Source organism: Natronobacillus azotifigens (assembly GCF_026805325.1).
Lineage (GTDB): Bacteria > Bacillota > Bacilli > Bacillales > Amphibacillaceae > Natronobacillus > Natronobacillus azotifigens.
Map to the genome: position 1 here is coordinate 82,384 of NZ_JAPRAT010000010.1, position 21,693 is coordinate 104,076.

At 35.0% G+C, this 21,693-nt stretch carries 24 protein-coding genes and 2 riboswitches; of the genes, 23 read left to right on the forward strand and 1 reads right to left on the reverse strand.

All coding sequences use genetic code 11. From position 1 onward, the window contains the following. The first annotated feature begins 43 nt into the window (after positions 1–43). The 13 genes from OWO01_RS06975 (at position 44) to OWO01_RS07035 (ending at position 10,487) form a co-directional block, all read left to right on the forward strand. Positions 44–361, forward strand: a complete 318-nt coding sequence (locus OWO01_RS06975) for a hypothetical protein (protein ID WP_268779719.1) — start codon at positions 44–46, stop codon at positions 359–361. Continuing rightward, positions 325–579 (forward strand): DUF6199 family natural product biosynthesis protein, encoded by a 255-nt coding sequence (locus OWO01_RS06980; protein ID WP_268779720.1) that lies wholly within the window; start codon positions 325–327, stop codon positions 577–579. The genes OWO01_RS06975 and OWO01_RS06980 overlap by 37 nt, the downstream gene beginning before the upstream one ends. A gap of 23 nt (positions 580–602) precedes the next feature. After that, positions 603–1,307 (forward strand): hypothetical protein, encoded by a 705-nt coding sequence (locus OWO01_RS06985; RefSeq protein ID WP_268779721.1) that lies wholly within the window; start codon positions 603–605, stop codon positions 1,305–1,307. Positions 1,308–1,424: 117 nt separating this feature from the next. Beyond that, positions 1,425–1,709 carry a ribosomal protein L7/L12 gene (locus tag OWO01_RS06990; RefSeq protein ID WP_268779722.1) on the forward strand — a complete coding sequence of 95 codons (285 nt, stop codon included), beginning with the start codon at positions 1,425–1,427 and terminating at the stop codon, positions 1,707–1,709. 616 nt (positions 1,710–2,325) lie between these two features. Beyond that, on the forward strand, positions 2,326–3,045 hold the full coding sequence (locus tag OWO01_RS06995) for an ABC transporter ATP-binding protein (RefSeq protein WP_268779723.1): 720 nt from the start codon (positions 2,326–2,328) through the stop codon (positions 3,043–3,045). Continuing rightward, entirely contained in the window at positions 3,038–4,645 is a 1,608-nt protein-coding gene (locus tag OWO01_RS07000; protein ID WP_268779724.1) for an ABC-2 family transporter permease, read from the forward strand. Before OWO01_RS06995 ends, OWO01_RS07000 begins: the two co-directional genes overlap by 8 nt. Before the next feature lie 363 nt (positions 4,646–5,008). Beyond that, complete coding sequence (locus OWO01_RS07005) at positions 5,009–5,401, forward strand: GntR family transcriptional regulator (protein ID WP_268779725.1); 393 nt, start codon at positions 5,009–5,011, stop codon at positions 5,399–5,401. Between the two features lie 2 nt (positions 5,402–5,403). After that, positions 5,404–6,513, forward strand: coding sequence for a DUF1648 domain-containing protein (locus OWO01_RS07010; RefSeq protein ID WP_268779726.1), 1,110 nt, complete (start codon positions 5,404–5,406; stop codon positions 6,511–6,513). Positions 6,514–6,682: 169 nt separating this feature from the next. After that, a complete protein-coding gene (locus OWO01_RS07015; protein WP_268779727.1) occupies positions 6,683–6,886 on the forward strand; it encodes a helix-turn-helix transcriptional regulator in 204 nt (67 codons plus the stop codon). Continuing rightward, complete coding sequence (locus OWO01_RS07020; protein ID WP_268779728.1) at positions 6,876–7,370, forward strand: DUF3278 domain-containing protein; 495 nt, start codon at positions 6,876–6,878, stop codon at positions 7,368–7,370. Before OWO01_RS07015 ends, OWO01_RS07020 begins: the two co-directional genes overlap by 11 nt. A 125-nt stretch (positions 7,371–7,495) precedes the next feature. Continuing rightward, entirely contained in the window at positions 7,496–8,098 is a 603-nt protein-coding gene (locus tag OWO01_RS07025) for a TetR/AcrR family transcriptional regulator (protein ID WP_268779729.1), read from the forward strand. A 134-nt stretch (positions 8,099–8,232) separates the two neighbouring features. Continuing rightward, on the forward strand, positions 8,233–9,261 hold the full coding sequence (locus OWO01_RS07030) for an ornithine cyclodeaminase family protein (RefSeq protein ID WP_268779730.1): 1,029 nt from the start codon (positions 8,233–8,235) through the stop codon (positions 9,259–9,261). 122 nt (positions 9,262–9,383) lie between these two features. Then, positions 9,384–10,487 carry an NAD(P)/FAD-dependent oxidoreductase gene (locus OWO01_RS07035; protein ID WP_268779731.1) on the forward strand — a complete coding sequence of 368 codons (1,104 nt, stop codon included), beginning with the start codon at positions 9,384–9,386 and terminating at the stop codon, positions 10,485–10,487. Between the two features lie 182 nt (positions 10,488–10,669). On the opposite strand, the gene OWO01_RS07040 is transcribed toward OWO01_RS07035, so the two are convergent. Then, positions 10,670–11,056: a hypothetical protein gene (locus OWO01_RS07040; RefSeq protein ID WP_268779732.1), complete on the reverse strand. Its 387-nt coding sequence runs from the start codon at positions 11,054–11,056 to the stop codon at positions 10,670–10,672. A 644-nt stretch (positions 11,057–11,700) separates the two neighbouring features. Between OWO01_RS07040 and rlmD the strand changes: the two genes are divergently transcribed. From rlmD to mgtE, 10 genes are all read left to right on the forward strand, one after another. Further along, positions 11,701–12,876, forward strand: a complete 1,176-nt coding sequence (gene rlmD / locus OWO01_RS07045) for a 23S rRNA (uracil(1939)-C(5))-methyltransferase RlmD (RefSeq protein ID WP_268779733.1) — start codon at positions 11,701–11,703, stop codon at positions 12,874–12,876. A gap of 281 nt (positions 12,877–13,157) precedes the next feature. Next, entirely contained in the window at positions 13,158–13,808 is a 651-nt protein-coding gene (locus OWO01_RS07050; protein WP_268779734.1) for a hypothetical protein, read from the forward strand. A 113-nt stretch (positions 13,809–13,921) separates the two neighbouring features. Further along, a complete protein-coding gene (locus OWO01_RS07055; protein WP_268779735.1) occupies positions 13,922–14,224 on the forward strand; it encodes a hypothetical protein in 303 nt (100 codons plus the stop codon). A gap of 495 nt (positions 14,225–14,719) precedes the next feature. Next, positions 14,720–15,457 (forward strand): Fic family protein, encoded by a 738-nt coding sequence (locus tag OWO01_RS07060; protein WP_272506036.1) that lies wholly within the window; start codon positions 14,720–14,722, stop codon positions 15,455–15,457. Positions 15,458–15,490: 33 nt separating this feature from the next. Beyond that, the gene (locus OWO01_RS07065; protein ID WP_268779746.1) at positions 15,491–15,943 is read left to right on the forward strand and encodes a restriction endonuclease subunit S; all 453 of its coding nucleotides are present in this window, start codon (positions 15,491–15,493) and stop codon (positions 15,941–15,943) included. A 24-nt stretch (positions 15,944–15,967) separates the two neighbouring features. Further along, complete coding sequence (locus tag OWO01_RS07070; protein ID WP_268779736.1) at positions 15,968–16,861, forward strand: DUF1186 domain-containing protein; 894 nt, start codon at positions 15,968–15,970, stop codon at positions 16,859–16,861. 512 nt (positions 16,862–17,373) lie between these two features. Next, complete coding sequence (locus OWO01_RS07075) at positions 17,374–17,691, forward strand: hypothetical protein (protein WP_268779737.1); 318 nt, start codon at positions 17,374–17,376, stop codon at positions 17,689–17,691. A 128-nt stretch (positions 17,692–17,819) separates the two neighbouring features. After that, positions 17,820–18,362 (forward strand): hypothetical protein, encoded by a 543-nt coding sequence (locus tag OWO01_RS07080; RefSeq protein WP_268779738.1) that lies wholly within the window; start codon positions 17,820–17,822, stop codon positions 18,360–18,362. A 596-nt stretch (positions 18,363–18,958) separates the two neighbouring features. Next, complete coding sequence (locus tag OWO01_RS07085) at positions 18,959–19,309, forward strand: hypothetical protein (RefSeq protein WP_268779739.1); 351 nt, start codon at positions 18,959–18,961, stop codon at positions 19,307–19,309. 292 nt (positions 19,310–19,601) lie between these two features. Next, positions 19,602–19,773, forward strand: a riboswitch (M-box (ykoK) riboswitch). A gap of 438 nt (positions 19,774–20,211) precedes the next feature. Further along, a complete protein-coding gene (gene mgtE, locus OWO01_RS07090; protein ID WP_268779740.1) occupies positions 20,212–21,579 on the forward strand; it encodes a magnesium transporter in 1,368 nt (455 codons plus the stop codon). An 11-nt stretch (positions 21,580–21,590) separates the two neighbouring features. Continuing rightward, positions 21,591–21,693, forward strand: a riboswitch (M-box (ykoK) riboswitch). This riboswitch is flagged as partial in the annotation.

Below are 21,693 nucleotides of genomic sequence, written 5' to 3' on the forward strand. Positions count from 1 at the left end.
ATATTCAAATCAATCCATCCAAAGGTAGAAAGGAGTGCAATCAGTGATTTTTGATTACAATAAGGTTGATTTAACGAGTCTGATAATCTTAATAATTGTAATAATGTTGCCTTTCAGTTTTTTTATCCCAATGAATGCATCAGCAAGGTCACAGCAAACGATTGAATTATCGAATGGAGAGACAGTGAGGGTATCATTTCAAGAACAACATAACGGTTACGAATACGAGGTTATGTTTGAAAATGGTCGTAGCTACTTCTATGAGAGGTCTGGTAATTCTAGTAGTGCTGGTGGTTCTTTGGATTTAACACATGAAGAGAGGGAGTGGCAGAAGAAGCTATTAGTAAATATGAACAAATAAATGGAGCGGCAGGTATATCTAATAATAATTCCTCAAGCAATCCAATAGGACTAGTACTCATTTTATTTGGAATATTTGGGGCAATATTCCCACAAGCAGCGTGGTATATGGAGATCGGTTGGAAAGTGCGAAATGCTGAACCTAGTGAGCTGGCGTTAATTGCGAATCGGGTTGGAGGTATTGTCATTGCGATTGTTGGATTGTTTGTCTTACTATAAGTATAAGTTAATCGAGGTGTATGATGAAAAGTATCTTGCATAGCCTTCAAGCCAAGTTGAAAACGGTGGGGAAGAAAGTTTCTCAGGATAGAGTGCTCCAAATTATCCTTATCCTATTGCTCATGAGCAACAATATAACGAAAGTTTCGCCAAAGGAAGAGGTGTGGTATGCTTCTTTAATTGGCGCGGGTATATACCAAAACATAAAGTTAATCATTGGAATCACATTACTTCTTTTCGTGCTTTTTAGTAGGAGAAAGAGAAAAACTTGTAAAAGTAAAAGTAGATTTCTATTTATCTACTTATGTGCCGTTGTTATTGTGATTACGGCAATGAACACTCTTCCGCAATATTATGATGTGATTTATACTGATGGCACTACATACACTTTCGTTTCTCATAGACTTTTTAGGGAAAGTAAATCTTATCAGTTGGAAGATATTATACAGTGTCACATGACTGGAACGTCAAATATATGGGTGAAGATGTATGACGGCGAGAAAATTTACATAAGCTACGGCATTACAACTTATTCACCGAAACTAGAAGATACCTATTCGCCAGGTGAATTTGAGTACGATATTCATCATAAGCTTGCAGAAAACAATGTACAATTAACAATAGAAAATAGAGATAATATAGCTAAAAAGATCAAGAAATACCAAGGCAGATCAAATATGGATCTGTGGCATGTGTACTTACCCAAAATTGTTACGAACATTCCGTAAGACCTGATCGTAAATGATTAATTATAATAGATTATTAGAAGTAGAACTGTCATTAAGCACTGTATCCTTGTATAGGAGAGCTGTTGCTGTTTAATAGAGTAAGGGAGGAAAGATGTTATGGAGTTTATTCTTGGAGGCATTTTTGGAGCGGTTATTCTAATTTATATTGAAATCACTCAGTTGAGAAATGAGATGAAACGTACAAACAATACTTTGGATAGAATCGCTAAACAAATCGGTGCAACTGAACCTATTTTGGAAAGTATAGAAGAAGAACTGATCGATTTACTTAAAGAGGGTAAGAAAATCAAAGCAGTGAAAAGATATCGAGAAGTTACAGGGTGTGGGTTAAAGGAATCGAAAGAATATATTGATACACTGGATCTTTCTATAAGAGAATAGGTAATGAAAAAGTAAAGGAATGTTTATTTGAATAGTTAATCGATAATTAAAAAACTATATTGTCATTTGATAGAGGTATGAACTTATCTCTTCTTGTTGAAAACGGCAGTTAACCTTAATCGGTTAACTGCCGTTTTCACTTGGAGGAACCTCTCACGCTTAAACACCACATGACAATAGTTGGTTTGTAAATCCTAATAAGTTGGAGTTTTTAAGGACTTATTAAAGGTTCCAAAGTTCTTTTGGAAAAGACATACACAAATTACAGAAAATGCGCTTCCTACCCAAGAAACACTTGCTAGAAATGGATGAGAAAACAAAGAAATATCATGTTGAAGTACCACGTAATCATTTGAATACCCAAAAAAAGTATTGAACTTCTGTTTTATCTGTTATACTATATATATAACAGATAAAATAGAAGTTCAATTGTTAATCAATCGTCTGTAAGATCAACACATCAAGAGAACAGAAAAGCTATGTTGTTTATGAGGGAGTAGCGGAGGCTAGCACCCCTAAGTTTTCACAGAACAAGCAGCGGGAGATTAATAAAAAAACGTTGCCTCGAAGTTTCACTTTATGCGGGAAAAATGTATCTAAATGGAGGAGTGGAATGATGTTAGCTTTAAAAAATGTATCAAAAACGTACGACAGATCAAAAAGAGCAGTAAATCAAATTTCCTTAGATGTAGAGAAAGGGGAGATAATTGGGTTCATTGGCCCTAATGGTGCAGGGAAAACAACCACGCTAAAAATGATTACGGGAATTATTCAGCCGACCGAAGGAACCATTTCCATTGATGGAGTGGATATTATGAAAGCACCAGTCGATGCCAAAAAAAATTTTAGCTATGTTCCGGACCAACCAACGATATTTGATGCAATAAGTGGGATTGATTATTTGAATTTTATGGCAGATATGTATGATGTCTCAATCCGAGAAAGAAAAAAAAGAATAGAGAAATTTTCTAAGGCATTTCAAATAGATGATGCTCTTACGCAAAAGGTTAATTCGTATTCTCACGGGATGCGACAAAAGCTACTTATTACAGGAGCTATGCTATCAAATCCGAAACTATTCATTTTAGATGAACCAATGGTAGGTTTAGACCCTCATTCGGCGAGAGTTCTGAAAGATTTGATGAGGGAGCATTGTAATAAAGGTGGAACGGTGTTTTTCTCATCTCATGGATTAGAAGTGGTAGAAGATTTATGTGATCGAGTAGCGATTATTCATAAAGGAAAGCTAATTGCATGTGATGTAGTGGGAAACATCAAGAAGAGCACTGATACAACATTGGAAAACGTATTTTTGGAGATGACAAGAGATGCGTAAAATTATCACGTTAACTCAAGTACAAGTAAAGGACTTTTTGAATAAATATATCGAGCATGTGAATGTGAAAAATCGATGGTTGGGGTTGCTAAGCTTATTTATACCAGCTCTATTTATTTTACCAGCTTATCAATTGGTAAATAGCATATACGAAGGTTTTAATCAAATTGGTTTTCCAGAACTAACAATCACCTATATGTATATAGGAACGGTTGTGTTGATGTTTTTTGCATGTATACCTATGATCATTTCCGTTTTCTTTTACGCAAAGGATTTGCAATTCTTAACTACCTTACCAGTAAAGGTCGAGGGGATCATATTTTCTAAACTTGCAACCGTCTATTTGTACCTGTTTGTTCTTGGGTGTTTTTTCTTTGGTACATCAGTTATTGTCTATAGCACAATTGGAGAATGGGATCTATATAGTCTTATTGCGGGAATCATCGCATTGCTTATTTCGCCGTTACTACCAATGATTTTAACCACTTTAATTATTATTCCTTTTATGGCACTAGTCGGGAAAGGAAGAAAAAGAAACCTTATGGTTGTCGTTGGAAATGTGATCTTTCTCTTTGTATTTCTCTTTTTACAGCTAATTATCGCAAGAGCTGAAATGGATATAGAATCATTTTACCATATCTTGCTTCAAGAGGATGGCTTATTAAGACAACTAGGTAGAAATTTCCCCCCTAGTATATGGCTAACTAGGATGATTCAAGGTTCACTTCTAGATGGAGGACTTTTTGTTTTATTAAATCTTGTGTTCCTTTATGCCCTAAAATTGGTTTCGCAACTTTTGTATACAAAAGCGTTATTAGCATTTAACCAACAGGGTGGAGGGGAGGATATACATCGAAAGGGTACAGTTTCTTTTCGGAAAAGAAGGATAGGATCGCAACTAATTACGCGGCATATTCAAATCATCCTCAGCAATCCAATATTTTTAATAAATACCGTTTTAATTATGTTCTTACCGATCTTAATATTTATGATTATGCTTTTCACTGGAGAGGCTTCCCGAGAATTCTTTCATTCTTCAGAGCTATCACCATATATCTTGTACATTTATATTGGAATCATTACAGCACCAGCAATGATCGGAAACCTTTCTGCTACATCGATTACTAGAGAAGGGAAAGCTTTTTGGGAAACTAGGATCCTACCGATTAGTGCAAGAGAAAACCTAAAGTATAGAATATATGCCACATTACTAATTACTTTTATTGCCACCGTATTGTTAGCTATTGCAGGAGGCATCTATTTACAGGTTAGTTTGGATATCGTAATACGTGCAGTAATTTTCAGTGTTGTGGCAACGTTATTCTTATCTACAATTGATATCGTCATTAATATAGAAAGACCTACTTTAAATTGGACCAGTCCTACAGCAGCCGTAAAGAATAATTTAAATGTGATCATATCATTATTCATTAGGGTTGGCTTAGGAGGTGGCGGATACTATATTTATCAGCTATTTCCACATCTCACAGCTAATGAATGGGTGACTATCGCCACACTATTTTTCCTTGTCCTTTATGGCATATCACATTATATTGTTTTTGGAATCTACACGAAAAAATTTGATCGAATCGATGTATAATACGATCATTGTTTTTACCAAAATGTATAAAGTGACCATTCAGGGTGAATGGGTGTTTGAAGATAAAAAGCTGGATCCTTCATGTTTCTAGTTGTTGTTTCCGATTGAATACCAAAAAATGCATCATTACAGCAGTGTCCGAAAATAATAACAAAAAACGGCAAATGATTTCATTCGTGATCATTTGTCGTTTTTTTATTAATCCCTAAATGGTGAAAATAAGTTGGAGATATTGAGATTGTTTTAACTACCGATTGACGTGTCCTGCTGTACGATAACGAACGAAAACATAGCTGGATAAATTGTATCTTTATTCATTCTGTTATATATTATGTATAACAGACATTCGGAAGGAGAAATAATGTGTTTTTACATATACAGTTTGATTCAGAAACGCCAATATATCAACAAGTAAAAAACCAAATTATCAGAGGGATAGCGTTAGGAGAGTTATCATTAGGAGAAAGCTTGCCATCAGTTAGACAATTGGCATCAGATATAGGGATAAATCTCCATACGGTTAATAAAGTGTATAATCAGCTCAAATTAGAAGGCTGGGTCGTCATTCATAGAAAAAGTGGGGTGATGGTAAATCCGGATCTAAAAGCTAATAAATCTCCAGATTATCTTGCCGGATTAGACACTTTGTTAAAAAACATAACAGCAGAGGCCTATTTGAATGGCGTATCCAGAGAAGAGTTTATCGATTTTATACAGAAGAATTATGATAGTTATAAAATAAGGGAGGAAAAATAACCATGTTTCTCATTGTATTTTTACTATACTTAATTACGATTTATATTCCCTTAGTTCTGATCGGTATTTTCTTGCCTCTTCTTATGAAAAAAACGCTGCTATTTGGGGTAGTCATACCTGAGGAATTAAGTGATCGAGAAGAAGTGGTAGAGATTAGAAAAAGATATATTAGAAACAGTAGTATTTCAGCCATTTTTATAAGTATTGTCATTAATATTTTCGCAATAATGTTCCAAAGCATGGACGTATTGCTTATGGGAATAATAGTACTGATTGTCTTATTCGGGATAAATTATGTGGATGTTCATAAGAAAGCAAAGACTTTGAAGGCTGAAAAGAAATGGACGATTGATAAAAAACAGATGGTAGTAGTTAATACATCGAAACCAGAGGAAGAAAAAAATTCATTATCGTACTATTGGGGTCTCCCCTTGCTTATTATGCTGTTTACTTTCCTATTTACGTTCGTTCAATATTCTGGCTTATCTGAAGAAATTCCACACCAATTTGACATTGTTGGGAATCCTGTTTCCTATCGACAGACAAATTTTTGGAATGTTTTTTTGCTACCTTTAACTCAACTGGGTATTAGTATAACTTTTTATGGTGTGTATAAAATTTTACAGAAAGCAAAAATTAGCATCCAAGCAAGAAGGCCTTTAGCTTCCTTTATACAAAACCAGTTAGCAAAGAAATATTGGATCGTATACATATTGATTACCAATGTTGTACTTAATCTTTATTTGGCCTATATACAATTGACTGTATTAGAGGTAATAACGCCTACAACTGCAGTTAACGTGCTTATTTATGGTTTTGGTGTCGCTATTCCAGTAATCGGAGCAATCTATGTTTCAATGAAAACTGGCCAAAGTGGAAACCGCATAAAAGTAGATGTGGCAGAAGAAGTTGATGACGAGATCATAGACAGAGATGATGATCAGCATTGGAAGTGGGGGTTGTTTTATTACAATCCCCATGATCCTACTGTGTTTATCGAAAAACGGTTTGGAATCGGATGGACCATTAATTGGGGACGTCCTTTAGGAATAGTCCTTGTCTTAGGGACGATTGCAATAATTATGGTTTCCCTTATTCCTCTTTTTCGTTAACAGGTTTTCAGCAAAAACAACGGAGACAAATTAATGGCTACTTTTTAGGTGCGAAAACCCGAAAACTTTTTTTGGTGAGCCTTTAAACAATAATGTCACATATAATTGACATTAAGTTATTTTGTCATATATAATGTACTTATAGATAACAATTGATGAGGTGTTTGATTTGAACAGAGTCAAAGAGTATCGAAAACATTGCAAGTTCACTCAGATTGAACTCGCTAAAAAGGTCGGTGTAGCAAGACAAACGATTAATCTAATTGAAAATGATAAATATAACCCCTCTTTGGCTTTGTGTATTTCCCTAGCAAAAGAGTTGAAAACCGATCTGAATACCTTGTTTTGGAAGGAGAATAACAATGAAGAATAAGATACTTAATCGTTTTATAGGTGTGTTCGACGATCGAGATGAATATCAACGGAATCAAATCTATGAGGAATTAGCTTTCTCGGGAATACTATTATGGTTTTTAACCACGTTATTAATGGTTATCAGTTTTGTTATGGATGTATTTCAAAATTCGCTATCGTTTGCAACAATAGCACTGATCATTATTAATATGGTTTACGCAATAATAATTACGATTAGGTTAAGAAAAAAACGTTTAGATGAAACAGATTGTGCTTCATTAGAAGAATATGAAGAGAAGAAAAGACATTTGAAAAAAGCATCCTTTTTTGCGGGCGGTCTTTACGCGTTTTTTATGTTGGTGTTTATGGAATATGCATTGCCATATTTATCTGATCGCCAAATAGGAGATAGGTTGGGTATACTGACTTGGCTATTTACTGGATTAATCTTCGGTATGACCATGTATTTCACTAAGAAATCAAAGTTACAGAAACATTTTTAATTGGTAGCTTCCTGAGTCGATCTTGCTTTTTTTCTAAAAAATGCGTTACAAGTAACGATCACTTGGGTTGAGTTCATTATCAAAAGAAAGCATCAAGTAAATATAAGATAAGGAAGCGTGCATTTATGGTTCAAAAAAAATTAACAAACCGACAGATGAAAGCGATAGAAACGAAAGAGGCATTATATCAAGCGGCGATCCAATTGTTTAATGAAGAAGGTTATGAAAAGGTTCTTGTTGAGGATATTACCAATCTAGCTGGTACGGCCAAAGGGACTTTTTATAATTATTTTCATTCAAAGAAAGATGCGCTTTATCATACGTTTACAAAGTTTGATCAAATTTATCAAGAGGCCTATGATCTAGTGAACAATACCACTACTTTTGAGCAGCGTTTACTCGGGTTTATTAAACATGCTTATAAAGAAATCAATAAAATGGGTAAAAAAATACCCTGGGCCTTGTATTATAATAGTATGTTAGACGATTCACCATTGGTATTAAGCAACGATCGAGTTCTTTATCAAATTGTTAATGAGATTGTCGAATTTGGGTTAAAAATTGGCGATTTAGACACCAATAAACCATTCTCTCATTATGTTGAATTGATTAAAACACAACTGGTAGGTATTGATTATCGTTGGTGTGTTTCATCAGAACAAATAGATTTTTCTGAGTTTGCACTGACCAACATGTCGGTTTTTATTCATGGGATCATTCACCGATAAACACAAGTATACGACACTCACTTCGTCTTCATTTGCGGAAGGGGTGTTTTTTTGTATTGAAATAATTGATCAGTGATATTAAAATATGACTATAGGTCAATGACTTTAAGTCATATTTTTGGAGGGGGATAAAAATGTTAAACGGAAAAGAATACAGAGACTGGATTAGTAAGCATATGACGATCGGAAAAGACTTGCTTTATCTTAGTGAGGCGGAGTGCCGTGCCTTGCCGTTATCTGACCAAGAAATATTTGATTTAACGGAACGTGCGTTAGTTTTATATAGCGAAAAGAAAACGGATATGCCTGCAAAGATTGCATTACACCCCATTCGTGATACGTTTTATCATGCAATGCCTGCATCGATTGAGGAGGTTAGTTCTGTTGGGATTAAGTGGGGTTCTTGTTACCCAGAGAATCGTCAACATTTTGGGACTCGTCAAGCAAATGCGCTTATCATTTATAATGATTATTTATCTGGAGTTCCTTTAGCGGTTATGGATGGTTTGTATATAACAGAAATTCGGACACCGTGCGTTGCTTTTGCTTCTGCAAAGTATATGGCAAGATCAAACACGAAGACATTTGGTATGATTGGGTGCGGAATTCAAGGACGTGAACACGTGAGAATTGTGTGCAATACGTTTCCAGATCTAGAGAAGATATATGTTTACGATATGTTTGAAGCGGCTACAGATGCGTTAATCAAAGACTTGCAACCTCAAGTGCCTTGTGAAATTGTAAAAGCAAAGAGCATAGAGGAAGTGGTGAAAAGCAGTGAGGTAGTTGCGACGGCGACAATCATTCCTGAAACACCAAATCCACAAATCAAGGACGAGTGGGTATCAAAAGGACAAACGCTTCTCTTAAGTGACTGCCATTCCTTAGTAGAAGATGCAACAGTTAAAAGAGCAGATAAATATACATTAGATAGCATTGCACAACATGAACTTTTAGCAGGTTATGATTATTATCCGCATGGTTTACCGAATGTATATGGAGAAATTGGTGAAGTGTGTGGCGGACATAAACCAGGTCGTGAGTCCGATCAAGAATTAATTGTTTGTAATAATGTCGGAATGGCTGTAGAGGATATGATGTTGCTACGTGTGTTATTTGACCGTGCACTAGAGACAAAGGCAGGGAGAATCTTACCATTGTAGATCATTTGCATTAGACCTGAATACCATAAAAGCAATATCCAATCATTTAAAAAGTAAATGGTGTATTTTAATTACCAAAGGGAACCCTCTTACTATACAAAAAATGTAGGAGGTAGTCCGAAATGGACATTGCTATCATGGGAGCCGGACTTTCCGGTTTAGCATGTGCTATTACTCTTAAAAAAAATGGCATAACGCCGACGATATTTGAAAGACGAAGTGAAGTGGGAGATCGTTTTGTTAATGGAGAGGTTCTGCTATCTATTTTTACAAGACCAGTCCATGATTGTATAGCCTCCTTGTCAGAAGAATATGGGATTTATCTTAAGCCCGCTGGGAATATTCAAAAAATGGAGCTTTTTTCAAAAAATAAAAGCGCAATCATAGAGGGGCATCTAGGTTTCACGAATATTCGCGGTAGGGAACAAGGTTCATTTGAAAAGCAGCTAGAACAGCAAACAAAATCAAAAATCAGATTTAATTCAGAAAAAACATATGAAGAATTGCTTGGTAAATATTCACATGTGGTCATAGCAACTGGAGACGGAGATTATGCAAAGAAGACACGAAATTTCCGAGAAGATTTCACCGTTTCTATAAAGGGTGCGACAGTTGAAGGTTGTTTCGATCGATATAGTGTAATGGCTTGGCTTGATTATGACCTAGCGCCTTACGGTTATTGCTTTCTTATTCCGTTTTCAGAAAAAGAAGCAAATATATCGATCGCTATCCCAGATTTACCTGCAAATGCGGATGTAAACCTCAACAATCTATGGGGGTTTTTTCACGAAAAAGTGCGTTCACAATTAAAACAGGAATTACCAATGACCGATCAATTTCAAATTACTCGTTATCCAATCGGGATTTGCGACGCAGCGCGAATAGGAAATACTTTTTACGTTGGCAATTGTTTCGGAACTACATTGCCTTTTATGGGCTTTGGGCAGTATGCATCTATATTAAGTGGAGTTTATGCAGCCTATGATTTGTGTGGTTTGGGAAAATATGAGGATTTAATGAAACCACTTCGTCAAAGCTATCAAGACTCACTCGTACTAAGAAGATCGATGGAACAATTATCTAATAAAGGATTGGATCTAATAGTTCATACATTACAAGGTTACTGGGGAGAAAAGTTGTTCCAAACGAAAACCATAAACCCATTAAAAGTCGCGAGCTATTTACTTCGCCCCTATATTAAAATGAAAAATAGAAAGACCACATAAAATCTTTGCATCAACTTCAAAAGGCAATAAAAGGTGGAAAGAATTTGATTGCTTCAAGTGGATATACAATACCATAAAAAAAGTCTCAGAAAATCGTAGACAAGCCAACGGTTTTCTGAGGCATTTGTTTTGTTGAGACATAGTATTCATAAAGTGAAGAGATCGTTATCAACCACTTATACTCACTTTTGGCTATCGATCAATTGTACGACATAATCATAGTCAATGGATCGTTCTCTAGAATAGCGAAAAAACCCTTTGTATCTTATCGTATCGTCTGAATCAATTATCAACTCCTTAATGGATTTATGTTTATCATTATAGATGTTGATCCGAAAATGATATCCCATATATAGAAAGGAAGGTTTGCCTTTCTGGAAAGTCAATTCATTTAAATTATTAATAATATGATGAATGTCTACTTGATTGATGATTTGTGTTTCTAAGCCTGTGCTCCCATCGAAAAATGTAATCATAGAATCATTTGCAGGGTCAATACTCATAATTTTTTGAGGTAGATAAGTTAATGCAAAAATCAAAAGCAGTAGTAGAGGAATAGAAATACACATTAATTTTTTTACTCATCATTATATAGTACTAAAAATTAGAAAAAACAATGATAAATATTACTTTTGGTGAAAAATATGTTAAAATTAGTATATATTAAACGACGTTCGTATTTCCTAAGAAGTGGGGTGTTTACATGGACTATAAAAAGGAATGGAATACTCTTCCTTTTCAGTGGAAGGTTACCTTTGGATTAGTGGGATTATACTTTGTAACAGAGATATTCTCGGTACTACCAACATTGTTTACAACGATATATAACATAGGATATGACTTTGGCTCGAGCATTGCTAATATGATTTTAAGCTTTTTTTAACTCCATATCAAAAAGAAACCGTATCGTCTAGATATGGTTTTTTTGATTGGTTAGGAAACCACAAAATTGTATATAACTTTTCGGAATAGATATTGTCACCTCCAGCTCTGAGCGCGAAAAACTAGGTGACTTCACGAAGCAATTTACGATAAGTCATCATCGGTTCGCAAGCAAAAAGCTATTCCTTTTGTTTCATTCATTCCGTCTATTTTTAATCAAGCTCTGCGCTTTTTTTCTTCAATGGAATTTCATTTATGATGAACTGGAAATTTCCGACGTTGCTCTATATAATAAAACAATAAGTAAATACATGAATATGAAGGAGTTTCCATGCAAACAGAAAATAGTAAAACATTTGAACGACGCTCATGTCCAGTTGTTAAGGAGTGCGGTGGTTGTCAAATCCAACATCTTAGTTATCAAAAACAAATCGAAATGAAGCAAAAGCAAGTGGAGACACTTTTAAATAAATTCTGCAAAGTGAAAGATATCATCGCGATGGATTATCCGTATTATTATCGGAATAAAATCCATGCAACATTTGATACAGACCGAAAAGGAAAAGCAATCTCAGGAATCTATCAGGCAGGAACCCACAAGGTAGTTTCTGTGGATAGCTGTTTGTTACATGATCAACGGGCCGACAACATTATCGTGTCGATTCGGGAAATGCTTCGATCTTTCAAAATAAGAACATATAATGAAGATACAAGAAATGGTTTGTTGCGCCACGTGCTAATTCGAACGGGATATAATAGTAAGCAAATCATGGTTGTTCTTGTGCTAGCTTCCCACGTGTTTCCGTCTCGAAAGAATTTTATTAAAGCCCTAATGAAAAAACATCCTGAAATAACGACAGTTGTTTTGAATGTGAACAATAAGAAAACAAGTATGGTTCTAGGACAAAGAGAACAAGTGCTGTACGGGAAAGGTTTTATCGAGGACACATTGTGTGAAAAAGTTTTCCGAATTTCACCTAAGTCCTTTTATCAAGTAAATCCTGTTCAAACCGATCTCCTTTATAACAAGGCGATTGAGCTAGCTTCGTTTCAAGGCAATGAAACAATTATCGATGCTTACTGTGGAATAGGAACAATTGGCCTAATTGCCAGTGATCATGTTAAGAAAGTGATTGGAGTAGAATTAAATCGTGATGCAGTGAAAGATGCGATTAATAATGCAAAACGAAATAACGTAAAAAATGTGTATTTTCATAATGAAGATGCTGGAGATTTCATGATAAAAATGGCTAGAGAAAAACAATCCGTTGATGCTGTTATCATGGATCCTCCCCGAGCAGGAAGTACGGAAGCGTTTTTACGTGCATTAACATCAATAAATCCGAAAAAAGTGGTTTATATTTCGTGTAATCCAGTCACCTTAAAACGTGACCTTGAATCCCTCGTGAAAAAAGGATATCAAGTGCAAAGGATCGTTCCGGTTGATATGTTTCCAGGGACCAGTCATGTGGAGTGTATAGCCTTGATGTCAAGAACAGATAAATAAGGTGTAGTAAAAACATTGATAAATCAAGGGTTTCCAAGCATAGTTTGTTTTCTTAGATGATTTTCTAGAGTTGATAACGCTTAGAAACCCTTATTTTTAGTGTTTAAGGGAACATATCAAAGACTAAAATTAGCGTAGGGTCGAGTTGACATGTTAGATAAATTAGGAGGGTTGAGGAGATAGGATAGATGTGATAAGATGTTTTAAATCGCCTACACATCATAAGTAGAATTTTGCTATATGTTAAGTAGGCACTAGGACTATAAAGGGGGCGTCAATAAATGATTAATATTACTAAAATAAAAGGGATTTCAAATAGTTATCCAGAAGAAATTGAAGGAACGAACGAGTGGTATTTCTGTAGAGAAGAAGCGGATCCCTGTAATGATTTATATGATGCTCATGAGATATTTAATAGGGATGGATTATTTAAAGGAATTATTCACCACTTAGTCCATTATCCTGATGGTAAAGTACATTCGCCATTTCAAATTCAAGAGAATGTATATGTTGAAAAGCCCATATGGAACAACGGAGAATTAAATTTTTTAGTGGTTGATTTTCAGGAAAAGATAATTCGAATTACAAAATACATACCAGAGAATGAAAAATTAGAAATTGTTACTGAGTTGTCTTTAGTAGAAGTTGAAGATTGCTATAATTTAATGCTTGAAACAACGCCACTTACCCTTGGAAGAAGTGGAAATGAGGGCTTTTATGAAATTGTTTGGCCAGAAAAAAAGAAGATTGCAATTGGAAAAACAGAGACGGTATTATTTCGTGATGAAGATAAGTTATATCTATCAGAATGGTGTGAAAATCCAGAATATCATGAAAATGTAATCGTTAGAGATATTCAGACAGGAAAAATAATACAAAAAAGTGAAGGCTATTTGCGTAGATTACCTAATAATGTGTACTGGAAAATATAAGTCTGAATTGTACGTTAGATTAATGATAGGAGGACCATTGCTAGTGGAGTTACAATATGGAATGACTGGTGGATACTATTATCCTAATAAAGAAAGAGAAGCTCCTATTTTTGATGAAAAAAATTAATCATGATATGTATTACTCTCCTAAATATGCAAAAGAATATTCAAAAAAACAATTTTTTTTTGAGTTACAGTGGCGTTATACAGAAGTAAGAGCAAAACAACTTATTTATTACTTGAATGAACAGCTAAAAAATTCAGATGAGATTGAAATATGGAACATATGGCTAGATGAACATGAATCACCGAGTATTAAATCGATAAATGCTAATGAATTAAGCATAGCGGATTTAGCTTTTTTAGATACCATTAATGGCTATGAAAAACCAAAATGCCTTCTTATTAAGAAGTAATTACATTTTATCCCGGAGCAACCGTCCGTAAGACTCCCACTTCAAAACAACGGAAAAGCAAGATGTTTAAGTGGGAGTAACGGACGCTAGCACCCCGAATGGTTCAAGGGCCTTTAGGTCATCCTTTAGGGCTAACAATCAGTGGGGGAATATCTAAAAACCCCCACTGATTGAAGTTTCACTTTATCTATAGTTAGGCCGTAATTTCTAAGTGATACACACAAATAAATACAAATTTTTGATCGTGCCGTTATCGGAACAACCTTGATATTATTCCGATAACGGTATAATATATTTGTGGGGTGATTTTTTATGAAATATATGAGCTCGAAAGAAGCAAGTGAGAAGTGGAAAATAAGTGATCGTCGAATTCGTGTGCTTTGCAATGAGGGACGTATCGAAGGTGCTGTGAAAATTGGGCGAAACTGGTCTATCCCTACAGATGCTGTTAAACCGACGGATGCAAGGGAAATAAGTAAGAAGAACTACGTTGGATTGGATTTCGACTTCAGTAATATAGATTCACTAAAGGAAGCAATCGACAAACACAGACCTTTTTCCAAAGGACTTGCCAAATCGCTTCAGGAAAAACTCATTGTTGAATGGACATATAATAGCAATGCCATAGAGGGGAATACGCTGACATTAACAGAGACCAAAGTTGTTCTTGAAGGAATTACCATTGGTGGAAAAAGCATGGTGGAACATCTAGAAGCAATTAACCATCGTGAAGCGATACTCTTTGTAGAAGAACTTATCTCTAATAAAGCATCACTTTCGGAATGGCTTATCAAAAACATTCATGCCTTGATTTTAAAGGGAATTGATAATAATAATACTGGGAAGTATCGTAATGAAAATGTTGTAATTAGTGGAGCAAAACATATTCCACCTAAGCATTATGAAGTTGGAGATTTGATGCAAAAACTTATTGGGGAATATCAAAATGAATGGAAGGTGTTTCACCCGGTTGTGAGGGCAACATTATTGCATGGGGAGTTTGTAAAGATTCACCCATTCATAGATGGAAATGGTAGAACTTCGCGGTTGCTTTTGAATTTTGAACTCATGAAAAATGGACACCCTCCAATCATTATAAAAAATGAGGAGCGGGCAAGATATTATGATGTTATTGATCTAGCACATACAACCAAGAATTATGATCCATTTATAAAGCTAGTATCAGAACTGGTGGTAGAGTCAGAAAAACTTTGGCTATCAGTATTAGACTAAAAGTTAAAGGATAAGGATTCATGGTTTCTGTTTATCTGTATAATGGAGAATGGTAAAACGGCGATCGCGAAAAATTTACATAATGGCTTTGCATTTGGTTCAACTGAATTTCATGTTCTGCGAGCTAATCCATTAGTAAATACTAAGTTTGTTTACTACCTATTAAGGGCTAAACAATTCAGATTACAAGCTAAAGCTGAGATGACAGGAGCTGTTGGTCAACAACGAGTTCCCAAGGCGTATTTAGAAAACTATGCATTTCCATTGCCACCAAAAGAAGAACAAGATAGAATTGTTGAAATTCTTGAAGAATTGAATATAAGAGAGTTAAAATTAAAAGAAATAAGTGGTTTAGAGAACCAGCTTTTTATTTTAAAACAATCCATACTAAACAAGGCCTTCCGCGGCGAACTTGGCACAAATGATCCAGCAGAAGAAAGTGCGTTAACGTTGTTGAAGGAAGTGTTACAAGAAAAAATAACGTAATCCAAAAGAAAGGGTTTAGTAATTATGAGAGAAGTAATCGATAGCATTAGTCTCATTGAAAAAGGAAAATTCCCCAAAAAACAATTAGAAGAAATTATTGAAAATAAAGAAGAAGTAATACCTGAATTATTACAAGTTGTTGATCAATTTATAGAAGATCCAAGTATTGCTTCTAATAATCCAAGGTATTTCGGGCACATTTATGCGTTCTTTCTACTCGGTCAATTTAGAGAAAAAGCACTGTTTCATAAGTTGCTTCAAATATTACATTGGTCAGAAGAGGACTTAAATCTAGTTTTTGGTGATTTTATAACAGAAGGCAGTGGTAGAATACTTGCTTCTGTCTATAATGGCGATTTGGATGCTTTAAAAGAATTGTTAGAAAATGAAGAATCCTATGAGTTTGCAAGAGGACAGGCTGTGGCTGCTTTAACGATATTGGTACTGCAAGGCCAGCTGGATCGAGAAGATATCTCTAATTATTACCGTCAATTACTAAAAACTAAGAGACTGACACCGTATTTGTACGCAGATGTGATTGTGTCTGCGTGTGATTTGCATTTTGAAGACTTGCTTGAAGATATTCAATGGGCTTATGAAAAAGGCCTAGTAGATTATGGTGTAATTAATTTTGATGATGTAAAAACTATTATGCTGATAGATAAAAAGGTTAGGTTGGACTATAGTAGAAGTGATGTGCATAATAAATATATTGATAACACCATTAAAGAATTACAAAGTTGGTATATCTTCAATCAGAACAAAACTGAGGTTTCGAAATTGCCTGAAATTCCTAAGAAGCGTCTCAAAATTCCCTCAGGAAATAAGCCATTTGTCCAAGACTTAAAAATTGGTCGTAATGATCCGTGTAATTGTGGTAGTGGGAAAAAGTATAAGAAATGTTGCGGGTCTTCTTAATAATCTGTAACTCTAGGTGCCTAAAAAATCAGTGCTCGTAACATGCAAATTGGTTTTCTTTTTCATGAAAAGAAAGAGTGTTTTAAAAAAGTAGTACCGTTTTACCCCTTTGGATATGATTGTCTTAAGGGGTGTTTTTATGTCAAAAAGAAATTAATCAGAGGGAAAAGATATTGAAGATCTAATTGATGATAGGAAATCTATTTATCACAAGAGTCACCGTTTGTATCCCTACCGTTTCAAAACACAAGAAAAATTAGGGTTGTTTATGTGAGAATAACGGAAGCAAATGCTTCGAGCGCTTCAAGATGGGTCTTGACTAATAATCATTGAGGGAAAATCTTAAACTCAACTGGTTAAACGTAAATATCGTTTTCCAGTATAAAAAATAAGTCGAAAAAAATGAGATGTTATTAAGTTATTTTTCGGCTCATATATGGTAAATTAGAGGAAATGAATGTTAAGATGATTATGTGTCCAAACTTTTAAATCACCGAAAGAAGGCTAAGTACATGAATGAATGGTATATTTTGTTGCTTGTTTTTTTGCCTTTGCTCTTTTCTATTTTAAATCAATTTTTTCATGATAAAAAGAAAGTAAAAAAAATAATGAACATGAGAAAAAAGAAAGGGGTGACACCAATGAATCATGAGATACTTAAGAAGCATATAGGACGTTCTTGTAGTGTAAGCACCTTGGACCATTTTGCGATGGGTACAATTTTATCCGTAAACGAAACATGGCTAGAAGTCGAGGTTGTAAAGAAAAAAAGTAAGCAAATTGAATTGATTAATTTAGAATATGTTGAAAAAATCTCTATCGGAGAATAGCTCTTGTATTCTTTGAACAGTATGGCTGTACTCTGGATGTAGGCTTGCTGCGTGTTGAGTTGTGACTATAAAAAAGTTCAAGGGAGGGGCAGACCGGTTTTTTATCACTTGCAAAGGAGTTGTGGGTTATGGATAAAAAGAATACCAAATTAAAAATATCAACAATTGTCCTTTTTATTTTATTATTAATTTTACAACCATCTCTTGTTAGGCGATTGCATAACAATGGATATAAGATGCTAGAAGTAATATGGTTGTTTTACATAAGCTCCTATTATTTATTTGGGATTGCTGTGTTAATTACTGATCTTGTAACTAAATGGATCATTGTGAAAATTTTAAATGGTGAAGAAATTAAAAATAGAATAGAAGGTTACGCAAATATGGGGTTGATCATTGTATCGCTTGCTCTATATCACACATGGCTGTATGATGCTATGACCGGTAATTATAACTTGTTAGATCTATTATTGGCTTGTGTATTAATTACATGTTTTATTATTTTAAAAGATAAAACATTAATTATTCACGATGATAACATGTTTTTCGGATATAAAACAATTAACATGAACTCTCTTAGTGAATACAAATTAACGGAATTTAATTCCATGGGAGTTCGGAGAGATAAAATAGAGTTGAGTCTGAATGATGGAAAAACTAAACTTTGTTAGAGATCCAGAAAACGTTCAATTATTTGAAAAATACCTTAAAGAAAAAGGTGTTGATCAAGTTTTAGACTGATAAAGTTAGTGAGATATTTGATACAACAATTTAGTGCTGAATGATGGATAAACGCGATTAAAGTATTACTTATCAAGATCAAAGGAATTCTCGGAAAATACATTATCGATTGTTTTTTTGATAAAATGAATTAGTTGTATTGTGTAATTTTTGGATAAAGGAAAGAAGTTGAGGATCAGAGGTAGAGGAGCAAGCGTTAGTATGCTTAAGCAAATAACAGAAAGGAAGATTTAGTTGATGAGTGATGCAAAAAGTACAAAAAGCACAGACTATGTTGAATTTTTTACTATTTCCATTAATAAGAGGGTCTTAATAACTGTATTTGTTTTTGGGGTTATTCTCGGAGCGGTAGGATCATTTTTAGCTCTTCGTTCCATATAAGTTGGCCTAAGTTCATCCCGGAGCAACCGTCCGTAAGACTCCCGCTTCAAAACACAAAAGTCAGTACGAAGTGGCTCATGTTTCTTTATTCCCAAACGACTACCGAAAACCCTCACTGAATAAGTAAACGTTGAGGAGATCTGTTATGAATAAAATAGTTGAATTCTTCACGGAAACACCAACTGATCTAGGATTTATGTCTATCATTTTTTTGTTGTCTGTCCTTACCTATATCATTTTTAGATTTCTTCCCGAAGAAAAATCAAAGCGTTTTTTTCTGGGTGGACGTTTGTTTGATTGGAACAAATATGATTATCATAAAACCATCAAAAAAAATATCACTTTCGCAAGGATCCTTTGTATGTTCTCCTCCATAATTCTGTTGCTCACTTTTGTTATCGGAGATGTTGTCGTCTATGTTGGTGTTAGGGCATTTTTCCCACTTGTATTCGTGCTAGTGATTGTAAGAGGAAACCCGGTGAAAAAACAAAATTAATATATATCCTCTCGATCTTTGAAGTTGGAGGTAACTGACGATTGCTCTCGGGTGAAAAGAAGAGGAATTGTGAAAAAACAAATTGAATACATCGTTATATTCTTGAATTTTGACGAAAGGTTAAAGACTTTGGTCTGAATGAAGCATAGATACACTTTACAATTATTCCTTCCAGGTTCCTTTCTCTAGTGTAGCGAGAATGAGTAGGAGATTCAACAATAAAAACCTCAACAAAATTTTTTCTTGTTGACAAAGGCATTTGATTAAGTATAATGAAACATGAATTTAAAACAAAATAACTTGTTAGGAGAGGCTCCTAAGTGAACATAGGCTATTGCCCAAAAACGTCCAGAGACGCCAATGGGTAGAACAGGCATGATCGGATTAAGGTCTGCTTAAGATAGCTGATTCAATTCTTGAATCTACGTCACTTAGTGCTAAAACCCAGATGAGGAGTTTATAGGCGAAATCTGTAAAGGGATATGTAAACCTTTTATAGACGACTTAGGTATGAAAAAAATCATACCTTTGTTGAAGCATGACTATAACGACTCCTAGCAGTCGTTTTTTTGTCGTCTAGGGAATTGTAAAATTCGTTAGCTGTGGATAATTTTTCGGAACAGAATAAAGCCATGTCCAGCTCCGAGCGCCAAAAACTAGGCAACTTCACGAGGCAATCTACGATAAGTCATCATCGGTTCGCAAGCTTCCCGTGATTCCTTTATCTCGATTGATTCGCTCCAGTTGCTACGTTTTTAACTCGCACTCTGCGCTTTTGTTTTTTGGCTAAAAATGGAGGAGGTGAGTTCGATGGAAGGTGATTGTGATAGTTCATATTCGGGTAAGCAATGTATAAGAGAAGTGAAAAAGTTAAAAACTACAATCAAGTTGGAGGGATTATCATGGAGAACTTTAAAAGATCCATTTGGACTCACCTGGATAATAAGGATATGGATGCGTTAAAAAAATTAGTAAGCCAAGCAGAAACGATTGAAATTTTAGATGTGATGAGGGAGTTATCTGTTGAAGAACAAGCGATTGTTTACCGATTATTATCGAAGGATAAAGCGTTAATCGTATTTGAACAGTTAGATCTATATTTACAGCAAACTCTATTAGCTTCTTTTACGGAAGAGAAAGTGATCGAAATGATCTCCGAACTAGCTCCAGATGACCGTGTAAGGTTATTGGATGAATTACCTGCGAAAGTAACCAAAAAGTTAGTAGCTTCCTTGTCACCTGAAGAAAGAAAAGAAACGGCGCTTTTAATGGGTTATGAGGACGAAACTGCAGGAAGAATTATGACAACAGAATATGTAAGGTTGAAAAGAGATTATACAGCTGCTGAAGCGGTAGAAAAGCTACGGACGCATGCGCAAGACAAAGAAACAATTTATACGATCTACATTACTGACGACAGCAGAAAATTAGAAGGGGTACTATCTTTAAAAGAGCTTGTAATGGCTTCTCCAGAGCAAAAACTGGAAGAGATCATGCATAAGAAGATTATAAAAGTATCTACTGGTACAGACCAAGAAGAAGTAGCTCGTACACTTCAAGAATTAGATTTATTAGCTTTGCCAGTTGTAGACAAAGAAAATCGATTAGTTGGAATTATTACTTTTGATGATGCAATGGATATTCTTGAAGAAGAAACAACAGAGGACATTTTTAATAAAGCTGGTTTGGCCGATTTAAATAGTCGAGAGTCTGATCGTAGTGAAAGATTAGTAAATGGATCGCTCTTTCAAATATGGAAGGTACGACTACCTTTCTTAGTCATTACGATGATAGGTGGTTTAATGGCTGGTGTAGTTATTGAAGCGTTTGAGGAAGCACTTGAAGCCATTGCGGCTGTTGCAATCTTTATCCCAGTTATTATGGATATGGGTGGAAATGCAGGTACACAGTCATCGACAATTTTTGCCCGTGGATTAATCCTTGGTAATATTAACACGAAGAAATTCATGAGACATTTAGGAAAAGAAACAATTGTTGGATTGAGTATGGGTGTCTTGGTTGGTATTGCTACAGGTGTAATTGCATCTACTTGGCAGGGGCTCCCTGAATTGGGGATTGCAGTAGGTTTAGCTTTGGCAATCACGATGACATTGGCAACAACTCTAGGATTCTTTATTCCATTTGTATTATTTAAACTTGGTATTGATCAAGCAGCGGGTGCAGACCCAATTATTACCACGATTAAAGATATTTCAGGGTTATTGATTTACTTTATCTTAGTAACACAATTTTTAGGATATCTTTTATAAACTAACTAAATAGAGCAACTTGTTAGGTGAGGCTCCTAAATGAACATAGGCTACTGTCCAAAAATGTCTATAGACGCCAATGGGTAGAACAGGCACGATCGGATTAAGATCTGC

Excerpts from the sequence above, each read along its gene's own strand:
- OWO01_RS06990 (WP_268779722.1), top strand. The coding sequence starts at position 1,425 with ATGGAGTTTATTCTTGGAGGCATTTTTGGAGCGGTTATTCTAATTTAT.
- rlmD (WP_268779733.1), top strand. The coding sequence starts at position 11,701 with ATGCAAACAGAAAATAGTAAAACATTTGAACGACGCTCATGTCCAGTT.
- OWO01_RS07010 (WP_268779726.1), top strand. The coding sequence starts at position 5,404 with ATGTTTCTCATTGTATTTTTACTATACTTAATTACGATTTATATTCCC.
- OWO01_RS07085 (WP_268779739.1), top strand. The coding sequence starts at position 18,959 with ATGAATAAAATAGTTGAATTCTTCACGGAAACACCAACTGATCTAGGA.
- OWO01_RS07025 (WP_268779729.1), top strand. The coding sequence starts at position 7,496 with ATGGTTCAAAAAAAATTAACAAACCGACAGATGAAAGCGATAGAAACG.
- OWO01_RS07050 (WP_268779734.1), top strand. The coding sequence starts at position 13,158 with ATGATTAATATTACTAAAATAAAAGGGATTTCAAATAGTTATCCAGAA.
- OWO01_RS07040 (WP_268779732.1), bottom strand. The coding sequence starts at position 11,056 with ATGTGTATTTCTATTCCTCTACTACTGCTTTTGATTTTTGCATTAACT.
- OWO01_RS07035 (WP_268779731.1), top strand. The coding sequence starts at position 9,384 with ATGGACATTGCTATCATGGGAGCCGGACTTTCCGGTTTAGCATGTGCT.
- OWO01_RS06995 (WP_268779723.1), top strand. The coding sequence starts at position 2,326 with ATGTTAGCTTTAAAAAATGTATCAAAAACGTACGACAGATCAAAAAGA.
- OWO01_RS07075 (WP_268779737.1), top strand. The coding sequence starts at position 17,374 with ATGAATGAATGGTATATTTTGTTGCTTGTTTTTTTGCCTTTGCTCTTT.
- OWO01_RS07000 (WP_268779724.1), top strand. The coding sequence starts at position 3,038 with ATGCGTAAAATTATCACGTTAACTCAAGTACAAGTAAAGGACTTTTTG.
- OWO01_RS07020 (WP_268779728.1), top strand. The coding sequence starts at position 6,876 with ATGAAGAATAAGATACTTAATCGTTTTATAGGTGTGTTCGACGATCGA.
- mgtE (WP_268779740.1), top strand. The coding sequence starts at position 20,212 with ATGGAGAACTTTAAAAGATCCATTTGGACTCACCTGGATAATAAGGAT.
- OWO01_RS07070 (WP_268779736.1), top strand. The coding sequence starts at position 15,968 with ATGAGAGAAGTAATCGATAGCATTAGTCTCATTGAAAAAGGAAAATTC.
- OWO01_RS07080 (WP_268779738.1), top strand. The coding sequence starts at position 17,820 with ATGGATAAAAAGAATACCAAATTAAAAATATCAACAATTGTCCTTTTT.
- OWO01_RS06985 (WP_268779721.1), top strand. The coding sequence starts at position 603 with ATGAAAAGTATCTTGCATAGCCTTCAAGCCAAGTTGAAAACGGTGGGG.
- OWO01_RS07030 (WP_268779730.1), top strand. The coding sequence starts at position 8,233 with ATGTTAAACGGAAAAGAATACAGAGACTGGATTAGTAAGCATATGACG.
- OWO01_RS07055 (WP_268779735.1), top strand. The coding sequence starts at position 13,922 with ATGAAAAAAATTAATCATGATATGTATTACTCTCCTAAATATGCAAAA.